At 55.8% G+C, this 3,146-nt stretch carries 3 protein-coding genes; 1 reads left to right on the forward strand and 2 read right to left on the reverse strand.

Annotation, left to right across the window (positions count from 1 at the left end):
- Positions 1-230: 230 nt before the first annotated feature.
- Positions 231-848 (reverse strand): GyrI-like domain-containing protein, encoded by a 618-nt coding sequence (locus ACETWG_09105; GenBank protein ID MFB0516743.1) that lies wholly within the window; start codon positions 846-848, stop codon positions 231-233.
- 89 nt (positions 849-937) lie between these two features.
- Positions 938-1,804: a hypothetical protein gene (locus tag ACETWG_09110; GenBank protein MFB0516744.1), complete on the reverse strand. Its 867-nt coding sequence runs from the start codon at positions 1,802-1,804 to the stop codon at positions 938-940.
- 178 nt (positions 1,805-1,982) lie between these two features.
- Between ACETWG_09110 and ACETWG_09115 the strand changes: the two genes are divergently transcribed.
- Positions 1,983-3,146: DEAD/DEAH box helicase family protein (locus ACETWG_09115; protein ID MFB0516745.1), on the forward strand; the 1,164-nt coding region annotated here is incomplete at its 3' end.

Consider the following 3,146-nt stretch of genomic DNA (forward strand, 5'->3'; position numbering starts at 1 on the left):
ATACTTTCTATTCTGAGGGCCAGAACGTACCTGATACGGCCGCAGGGGTCTTTTCTGAGAAGTATAACAAGACCAGCATTGCCATCGCACTCGGGATTAATTACAGGTTATAAGACTCCCTAACGGCCCGGTCATTTTCATTCCGGCCGGTTACCGCTTGCCAAGTATCAGAAGCAGGGAGGGGAGGCCAGTTGGTCCTCCCCTTCTTTATTAGGTTAATTTGTTGTCTGCTATTTCTTTTCTACCGGCTGACGGAGGACCGTCTTGAGTCGTTCGGGATTGGTCCGTTGTGGGTCGCCCAGGTAGATCTCGTGATGCTTGCCCCTTGGCCTGTAGCCTTGCTGCTCAATAAAATCGTGTATTTTCTGAATGGTAGGCTCTTCGTCGGCGTAGGGGCCAATGTGCATGATCTGGGCCGATAAACCTTCATGGAAGGGCTCAAAGCGCATCTTAGCCAGAGCTGGTGGATTTTTCTTCTCCTGGAGCTGTCCCATAGCAATATCCACGATCTCCTGGGTGATGTGGTCTGGTTGCATGATCATGAGGGTCCACTGCCATTCGTCTTTGGCCTCCATGTCGAAGTCCCGACCATCAGCCATCCACCAGAGCCCTTCCAGTGCCATCACTGTATAATCCGGTCCAAGGCCCTGCTTCTTCAAGCCAAACTTGACTCCATAGGACACCCCATACAGGGCTTCAACGGCATCCTGAAAAGCCTGGGAGATATTGGGATCACCCCAGCCATCAACCATCAGGAAATTCATTTCGGGGACATCCACCAGCACTACTTTCCTGGCGGAGGGCCGGTAGAGGTGCTTGAGTTCTTTCTTAAGGTCGATTTTAGGCATGACAACTCCCGATATTATATAGACAGGCGACAAGATAGGGTCTGGAAGCGATTTTTTCAAGGGCCAAGACAAGGTCGAGGCCGGTGACTTCAGCGATAGGGTAGCTGGGCTATATGCATGTTGCGAATACCGCGTCTTACGTAGAAGTCCCGCACCAGCGGCGACCAGCGGAAAGCGGCCTCTTTCAGGATAATGTAAAACTCCCGGACGATCGCACCGGCGTGGCTGTCATAATAGCGACTGGCGAAGTCGTGGTAGACTGTGCTCAGCTCCGGGCGCAGGGCTCCCTCCTGGTCGAACACAGGTGAGAGGCGCAGCCCGGTGAGAAAGGTGCTCAGGTAGAGCTGGTAGTAGTTGTTGGCGTGGTCAGCCACGACCGCCCCGGGATATTCATTCAGGTAGCGCTCCCACCGAATGACCCGTTCACCCACCTCCCGGAAGGGGATCAGTAAACTATCGCTGTCGGAGAAGCCCACTGCCAGCTCTTCCAGGCGCAGGGCCAGGTACGCCCGAACGCCCTCAGAGACGTAGGGTGAAAAATGCCGATAGAGGTAATCGGGCTGCTGGTCAATATAGTATAACCGCCCGAAGGTATACAGGTCCAGCCCGTTGCGGCGCAGGCTTTCGATGTAGCCCTTGATTTCCGGACTCTGCCGGGCCTCCTCGTCGTGAAACCTGGAGATGAACCCGTAGTCCTCCCAGATCATGTCGTTATGGTGGCTGATGGTGGCGAAAAGGAAGGTCATGAAGGCCTTGCAGGCCGAGTCCCGTTCCGCTTCGGTGAGCCCTGTCAGGTGGGACTTGAAGTACCGCACCCCGGCGCTGATGGAATCGAAGTCCTCCTTGTCCAGGGCGTCCAGGTAGCGGGTGTAGGCGATGAGGGGGGAGGTAGTATCATGGGTGGTAAAAATTTGAATGCTATTTAAGACAATAATGATGAGAACGAAGAATGGCATAGGTACATCTTAAACATCAGCATTAAGGAAGGCCAGTGAAAGGAGAAGAGATCCCTTATTTTGCTCTGGGCATCATTGCATCATTCGACAGGCTCGATATCGCCCTTCCTTAATCATGCATTCTGGCGTAAATTCCCCTTCGATAGTCTGCCATGATGTCAGGTCTTAGAGGAATCAGATGGATTTTCAGCTAGTCACGGATATGCAGCCCCAGGGTGACCAGCCCGAGGCCATCGCCCAGCTGGTGCAGGGTCTTCTCGACGGGCAGAAGCACCAGACGCTGCTGGGCGTGACCGGCAGCGGCAAGACCTTCACCATGGCCCACGTCATCGAGGCGCTCCAGCGCCCCACCCTCATTTTGTCACATAACAAAACCCTGGCGGCCCAGCTGTACGGTGAGTTCAGGAGCCTGTTCCCCCATAACGCCGTGGAATACTTCATCAGCTATTACGACTACTACCAGCCCGAGGCCTACCTGCCGGTGAGTGACCTGTATATCGAGAAGGACTCTTCGATCAACGAGGATATCGACCGGCTGCGCCTGAAGGCCACCTCGGCCCTGATCGAGCGCCGGGACGTCATTGTGGTGGCCAGCGTCAGCTGCATCTACGGCATCGGCTCACCCGAGGAATACGAGAGAAGTGTGGTAACCATTGAAGTGGGCCAGGAATTCGACCGCCGGGAACTCCTGAAGCGGCTGGTGGACATCTACTACCTGCGTAACGACCTGGTACTTGAGCCGACCAACTTCCGGGTGCGCGGGGACGTGATGGAGATTTTCCCGACGTACCTGAACCATGCTGTGCGCATCGAGGTCTTCGGCGACCAGGTGGATCGTATTCTTACCTTTGACACCCGCACCGGCGAGATCGTCGGCCCGGAGGAGGGGCTGGAGCGCATCAGCATCTACCCCGCCAAGCACTTCATCACCTCGCAGGACGTGATCCGCCGGGCAGTAGATGAGATTCGGGCCGAGCTCACCGCCCGCCTGCAGTGGTTCCGTGACGAGGGCAAGCTGCTGGAGGCGCAACGCCTGGAGCAGCGCACCAACTACGATATCGAGATGCTATTGGAGGTGGGGTACTGCAACGGCATCGAGAACTATTCCCGCATCCTGGATGGCCGCAAGCCGGGTGAGCGGCCCCATACCCTGATGGACTTCTTCCCGGAAGACTTCCTGGTGTTTATTGACGAGTCTCATGCGACTATCCCCCAGATAAGGGCAATGTATAATGGCGACCGCTCCCGCAAGGAAGTGCTGGTAGAGTACGGTTTCCGCCTGCACTCAGCCCTGGACAACCGCCCCATGAAGTTTCATGAATTCGAGGGCAAGCTGAACCAG

It is taken from the genome of Candidatus Neomarinimicrobiota bacterium (assembly GCA_041862535.1).
Taxonomy (GTDB): Bacteria; Fidelibacterota; Marinisomatia; order SCGC-AAA003-L08; family TS1B11.